This is a genomic window from Mycobacterium sp., from assembly GCF_052145595.1.
Lineage (GTDB): Bacteria > Actinomycetota > Actinomycetes > Mycobacteriales > Mycobacteriaceae > Mycobacterium.
In genome coordinates this window covers 1-6,243 of record NZ_JBKQOI010000187.1, presented here as the reverse complement: position 1 = coordinate 6,243, position 6,243 = coordinate 1, and the positions used below count along the sequence as shown (strand labels likewise).

5 protein-coding genes are annotated in these 6,243 nt (G+C 65.4%); 4 read left to right on the top strand and 1 reads right to left on the bottom strand.

Annotated elements, in window-relative coordinates; all coding sequences use genetic code 11:
- Nucleotides 1-201 precede the first annotated feature (201 nt).
- Nucleotides 202-1,419: an acetyl-CoA C-acetyltransferase gene (locus ACLP4W_RS17160; protein WP_442387923.1), complete on the top strand. Its 1,218-nt coding sequence runs from the start codon at nt 202-204 to the stop codon at nt 1,417-1,419.
- 57 nt (nt 1,420-1,476) lie between these two features.
- On the opposite strand, the gene ACLP4W_RS17155 is transcribed toward ACLP4W_RS17160, so the two are convergent.
- The gene (locus ACLP4W_RS17155) at nt 1,477-2,334 is read right to left on the bottom strand and encodes a Bax inhibitor-1/YccA family protein (protein WP_442387921.1); all 858 of its coding nucleotides are present in this window, start codon (nt 2,332-2,334) and stop codon (nt 1,477-1,479) included.
- A 250-nt stretch (nt 2,335-2,584) separates the two neighbouring features.
- Between ACLP4W_RS17155 and ACLP4W_RS17150 the strand changes: the two genes are divergently transcribed.
- From ACLP4W_RS17150 to ACLP4W_RS17140, 3 genes are all read left to right on the top strand, one after another.
- Nucleotides 2,585-3,631 (top strand): enoyl-CoA hydratase/isomerase family protein, encoded by a 1,047-nt coding sequence (locus ACLP4W_RS17150; RefSeq protein ID WP_442387919.1) that lies wholly within the window; start codon nt 2,585-2,587, stop codon nt 3,629-3,631.
- 13 nt (nt 3,632-3,644) lie between these two features.
- Complete coding sequence (locus tag ACLP4W_RS17145; protein WP_442387917.1) at nt 3,645-4,445, top strand: enoyl-CoA hydratase; 801 nt, start codon at nt 3,645-3,647, stop codon at nt 4,443-4,445.
- A gap of 9 nt (nt 4,446-4,454) precedes the next feature.
- The coding region (locus ACLP4W_RS17140; RefSeq protein ID WP_442387915.1) for an alpha/beta hydrolase at nt 4,455-6,243 on the top strand (1,789 nt) is incomplete at its 3' end.

Here is a 6,243-nt window from a genome sequence, read left to right as displayed (position 1 = left end):
CAACCCGACACTCGTACGATAAATCTCCACTGGGGCCTCCCACATCTGTGGCTCTACCGACCAGGACCACCCTGTCGGCAACCCACGTTCACATGTGAGCGAGGCCCCAGCCCCCCATACCGTCTAGATTTGTTCTAGCCCGTCGGGGCGGACATGCCACCCGCTATCAAGCGAGCCCGCGTCCCATTGGAGGGAATCCCCATGCCCGAAGCCGTCATCGTCTCAGCTGCCCGTTCGCCGATCGGCCGCGCCATGAAGGGGTCGCTGGTATCCATGCGACCCGACGACCTGGCCGCCCAGATGGTGCGCGCCGCGCTGGACAAGGTGCCCGCGCTGAACCCGCACCAGATCGACGACCTCATCTTGGGGTGCGGCCTGCCGGGCGGTGAGTCCGGCTTCAACATGGCGCGCGTCGTCGCCGTCGAACTCGGCTACGACTTCCTGCCGGGCACCACCGTCAACCGGTATTGCTCGTCGTCGCTGCAGACCACGCGGATGGCTTTTCACGCGATCAAGGCGGGCGAAGGCGACGCGTTCGTCTCCGCGGGCGTGGAGACCGTGTCCCGGTTCGGCAAAGGCAACTCCGACTCCTGGCCGGACACCAAGAATCCGCTGTTCGACGAGGCCCAGGAGCGTTCGGCTGCCGCGGCCGCGGGCGCCGACGAATGGCACGATCCACGCGCCGACGACAACCTGCCCGACGTCTACATCGCGATGGGCCAGACCGCCGAAAACGTCGCCATCCTGACCGGCATCAGCCGCGAAGACCAGGACCGCTGGGGGGTGCGGAGCCAGAATCGTGCCGAGGACGGGATCAAAAGCGGGTTCTTCGAGCGCGAGATCACCCCGGTGACCCTTCCGGACGGGACCACCGTGAGCACCGATGACGGCCCTCGTGCCGGTACCACCTACGAGAAGGTCAGCGAGCTCAAGCCGGTGTTCCGGCCGAACGGCACCGTGACCGCGGGGAATGCCTGCCCGCTTAACGACGGCGCCGCCGCATTGGTGATCACCAGCGACAAGAAGGCCAAGGAGCTCGGCCTGACACCGCTGGCCCGCATCGTGTCCACCGGGGTCAGCGGCCTCTCGCCGGAGATCATGGGGCTGGGCCCGATCGAGGCGTCCAAGAAGGCGCTGGAAAGGGCCGGCATGTCCATCAGTGACATCGACCTGGTCGAGATCAACGAGGCGTTCGCGGTGCAGGTGCTGGGCTCGGCCCGCGAGTTGGGCATCGACGAAGACCAGCTGAACGTGTCCGGCGGCGCGATCGCGCTGGGCCACCCGTTCGGCATGACCGGTGCGCGCATCGCCACCACGCTGCTGAACAACCTGCAGACGCACGACAAGACGTTTGGTTTGGAAACCATGTGTGTCGGCGGCGGCCAGGGCATGGCGATGGTGATCGAGCGGCTCAGTTAGCAGGCGCACACGAAAAAGGCCGGCACGCCACTTGCGTGCCGGCCTTTTCGGCGCGTGTTAGCGGTTCTGGAAGTAACTGAGCAGACGCAGGATCTCGAGGTACAGCCAGACCAGGGTGACGGTCAGGCCCAGCGCGATACCCCACGCCGCCTTCTCCGGCGCTCCCGCGCGGATCATCTGGTCGGCCGCGTCGAAGTCGATCAGGAAGCTGAACGCCGCGATGCCGATCATTACCAGCGAGAAGATGATCGCCACCGTTCCGCCGCTGCGCAGGCCCAGGCCCGTGCCCCCACCAACATGGAACATCGCCAACACGAAGTTGCCGAGCATCAGGAACAGCGCTCCGAACAGGGCGGCAACCACCATACGGGTGAACTTGGGGGTGACCCGGATCGCACCGGTCTTGTAGACGACGAGCATGCCGAAGAACACGCCGAGGGTCCCCAGGACGGCCTCGCCAATCATCGATCCGGCATTAGCCGACCGACCTCCGCCGACCGATACCTGGAAAGTCAGGAGTAACGAAATGGCACCGAGTGCCAGCCCTTCGAGAACCGCGTAGCTGAGCACGATCGCCGGGCTGTCCTGTTTACGACCGAAGGTCGCCACCAGCACCAGCGCCAAGCCGCCGAACGCCCCGATGAACGTCAGCGGCGCCGCCAGCGCGAGGTTCGTTGACGCCAGGAAGAAGGAGACAACGGCAGAGGCCGTCAACACGGCCAGCGTGATGCCGGTCTTGGTGACGACATCGTCGATGGTCAGCGGACGGGAGGCCTTGGCCTCCTGGTAGGGGGCTGCGTAGGGGTCGGTTTGGTAATACCCCCGCTGCATCTGGGCCGCGCCAGTGCCGAATTGCGCGTATCCCCCCTGCTGCCTGGGCAGCGAACGAAATACCGGGTTGCTTGTCTCCCGCACCGTCGGATCCTCTCTCATGGACTGTGGGTTCGAACTCTGCGAACACCTGCTCAACGATCAGGGTGCCGCCCGGGTTCCCAGCCGACCTGCTGTTTTCTGGGTACTTACGGCCTTTTAACGAACTCTGTTGTTGTCGTCGGTCAAACATAAACCTTACCCGCGGGTACCGCTTCGCCACTAACGATCTAGATTGCTCGTCGAGGCAAAACCAGCATTCTGGGAACGGATTCCGGCGATGGGAGGCTAGGGCGTGACCGAGGAATCCGATGAGGTCCTGACCCGCGTCGATGGTGGCATCGGTTTGATCACGCTGAACCGTCCCAAGGCGATCAACTCGCTCAATCAACCGATGGTGGACACGCTGCGCGCCGTGCTGGCCCGGTGGGAAGGCGACGACGCGGTACGCGCGGTGGTGCTGTCCGGAGCCGGCGAACGCGGATTGTGTGCCGGCGGCGACGTGGTCGCCGTCTACCACAGCGCCCGCGAGGACGGAGTCGGGGTACGGAAGTTCTGGCGCGACGAGTATCTGCTCGACGGCCAGATCGGCCGGTTCGCCAAACCGTTCGTGTCGTTGATGGACGGCATCGTGATGGGCGGCGGCGTCGGCGTCAGTGCGCACGGCAGCGTCCGGGTGGTGACCGAAACCTCGAAGGTGGCAATGCCAGAGGTCGGCATCGGCTTCATCCCCGACGTCGGCGGCGCCTTCATACTGTCCCGGGCGCCCGGCGCCCTGGGTCTGCACGCGGCGCTGACCGGCGCACCGTTCTCCGGAGCCGACGCCATCGCAATGGGATTCGCCGACCACTACATGCCGCACAGCGAACTCGACGCGTTCACCGCAGCGATCGTCGCCGACAGCGTCGAGAGCGCACTGACCCGTCATGCCGTCGAACCTCCACCGAGCGAGCTTGCTGCGCAACGGGATTGGATCGACGAGTGCTATGCGGGCGACAGCGTGGCCGATATCGTTGCCGCATTGCGGGGACGCCGAGGTCCCGGCGCCGAGGCGGCCAACGCCGCCGCCGACCTGATCGGCACCCGCTCGCCCATCGCCGTGTCGGTGGCGTTGGAGGCGGTGCGTCGCGCCGCCAAGCTGGAAACGCTGGAAGACGTTCTCATCCAGGACTATCGGGTGTCGAGCGCGTGCGCGCGCTCACATGACCTGGTGGAGGGCATCCGCGCGCAGATCATCCACAAAGATCGCAATCCGAAATGGTCGCCGGCGACGCTGGCCGAAATCACCTCGGCCGACATCGACGCGTATTTCGCGCCGGTCGACGACGACTTGAGTTTCTAGAAAGGCAGGGTTGGTGGCCCCCACAGAAGACACGGAAGACAACAAGTACGAAACCATCCTCGTCGAGCGCGACGAGCGAGTCGGGATCATCACGCTTAACCGGCCGCAGGCGCTCAACGCGCTCAACAGCCAGGTGATGAACGAAGTAACCAGCGCGGCAACCGAATTGGACAACGATGCTGGCATCGGGGCGATCATCATCACCGGTTCGGCCAAGGCGTTCGCCGCCGGCGCCGACATCAAGGAGATGTCCGGCCTGACGTTCGCCGAGGCGTTCGACGCCGACTTCTTCGCCGCCTGGGGCAAACTGGCCGCCGTGCGCACCCCGACGATCGCCGCGGTGGCCGGGCACGCGCTTGGCGGCGGCTGCGAGCTCGCGATGATGTGCGACCTGCTGATCGCGGCCGACACGGCGAAGTTCGGCCAGCCAGAGATCAAACTCGGCGTGCTGCCGGGCATGGGCGGTTCGCAGCGCCTGACCAGGGCCATCGGCAAGGCCAAGGCGATGGACCTCATTCTGACCGGGCGCACCATCGGCGCCGCCGAAGCCGAACGGAGCGGCCTGGTTTCGCGAGTGGTGCCGGCCGACGACCTGCTGACCGAGGCCAAGGCCGTCGCCACCACCATTTCGCAAATGTCGCGGTCGGCGGCCCGGATGGCCAAAGAAGCCGTCAACCGCGCATTCGAATCCACGCTGTCCGAAGGACTACTCTACGAACGTCGGCTGTTTCACTCGACCTTCGCGACCGAGGACCAGTCCGAGGGAATGGCCGCATTCATCGAGAAACGGACAGCCAACTTCACCCACCGCTAGGACACTTCGATGAGCGAACCGGGCACCGCGAAAACCGCCCCGGAAGACGAGTCGGCCGGCGACGAAGCAGCGACCGGCGTCGGGCGTTCTGACCAATCCGCGGGCGTCACAACCGAACCCGAAGCCGGCCCGGAAGCTCCCGAATCTCCGCAGGCTCGTCGGCCTCAACCGACCAGCAGGCCGTGGTGGCTTCGCCATTACACCTTCACGGGCACAGCGGTTGGCCTTATCTTCATCTGGTTTTCGATGACGCCGTCACTGCTGCCACGCGGCGCGTTGTTCCAGGGATTGGTCAGCGGGTTCTCCGGTGCCATCGGGTATGGCCTGGGCGTCTTCTGCGTCTGGCTGGTCCGTTACATGCGTTCGGCGAAGTCCAGCCCGCCGCCGCCTGGTTGGGCGTGGAAGGTGCTGATCCCGATCGGCGCGGTCGGCATGGTTGTCATGGCGATCTGGTTTCACGTCTGGCAAGACGACGTGCGCGACCTGATGGGAGTCGAGCACCTGGAATGGTACGACTACCCGGAGGCCGCGATCCTGTCGCTGGTAGTGCTGTTCGCGTTGGTCGAAATCGGCCAGTTGATCCGACGGCTGACCATCTTTCTGGTCGGGCAGGTCGATCGGATCGCACCGTTCCGCGTCTCGGCGACCATCGTCGTGGTCCTGCTCGTGACGCTGACGATCACGCTGCTCAACGGCGTCGTCATCAAGTTCACGATGAACAAATTGAACAACACTTTCAACTCGGTGAACGAGGAGGGGAAGGCCGAAACCGAGGCGCCGAAATCGCGGCTGCGATCGGGCGGGCCGGAGTCACTGGTGAAGTGGGACACGCTGGGCCACCAAGGCCGCATCTTCGTCCAGGCCGGTCCGAGCGTCGTCAAGCTCACCGCGTTCAACGGCGCCCCGGCCACCGAGCCCATCCGGGCCTATGCCGGGCTGAACTCCGCGGATGGCATCAGGGCGACCGCGGAGCTGGCGGCGCGCGAGCTGGAACGCACCGGCGGATTGCAACGCGCCGTCGTCGCGGTCGCCAACACCACCGGCACCGGCTGGATAAACGAGGCAGAGGCCGACGCGCTGGAATACATGTACAACGGCAACACCGCGATCGTGAGCATGCAGTATTCCTTCTTGCCCAGCTGGCTGTCGTTCCTGGTGGACAAGGAGAATGCCCGGCGCGCCGGCCAGGCACTGTTCGAGGCGGTCGACAAACTGGTCAGGCAAATGCCGGAATCGCAACGCCCCAAGCTCGTCGTGTTCGGTGAGAGTCTGGGATCGTTCGGCGGCGAGGCCCCGTTCATGAGCCTGAACAACGTCCTCGCCCGCACCGACGGCGCACTGTTCAGCGGTCCGACGTTCAACAACACCATCTGGACTCAGCTGACGGCGACCCGCGATCGCTGTTCTCCGGAGTGGCTGCCCATCTATGACGACGGCCAAAACGTCCGGTTCGTCTCGCGCCCAAGCAATTTGGGACGCCCGGACTCAGCGTGGGGCCACCCGCGGGTGGTGTATTTGCAGCACGCCTCCGATCCGATCGCGTGGTGGACTCCCGACCTACTGTTCAAGAGCCCGGCATGGCTGCGGGAAAAGCGGGGCTACGACGTGCTGCCGCAGACGCGTTGGATCCCGGTGGTGACGTTCCTGCAAGTCTCGGCCGACATGGCGGTGGCGGTGGACGTGCCGGACGGGCATGGCCACCACTACGTCGCCGACGTCGCCAACGGCTGGGCCGAGGTGCTGTCGCCGCCCGGCTGGACGCCGGAGAAGACCGCCAAGCTGCGACCGCTGCTGCACG